Here is a 300-nt window from a genome sequence, read left to right on the forward strand (position 1 = left end):
ATCCGCATGGTCGTCTGTGTGATAACCTGCAAGATGTTGATAAATTTTTTGAATGACGACATCAGGATTGGGATGTTCCCGGTGGTCTACAGAGTCTTTGACTTGAAGCATCTCTCGAATGGACTGGCCGAGTCCAATCTTTTCATCGAACTCTTTATACAATAATAGCCCTGAGTCTGAGGTTAAATTTCCACCGTCAAAATTAACTTTGATCATTTTGTTGAAATGAAGTGACTTTTCGATTACACTTTTCATTATGGAGTCCTCCTTGATTTGTGTTTGTTTCGTCACTTATACAAT

The 300-nt window shown here is 38.7% G+C and carries 1 protein-coding gene; it reads right to left on the reverse strand.

The genetic code is table 11. From position 1 onward, the window contains the following. Nucleotides 1-255 (reverse strand): transposase (locus tag ACYQ4S_RS12585; protein ID WP_459771521.1); only part of this gene is annotated, 255 nt, incomplete at its 3' end. Between the last annotated feature and the right edge of the window lie 45 nt (nucleotides 256-300).

Source organism: Alkalibacterium sp. s-m-28, from assembly GCF_054658175.1.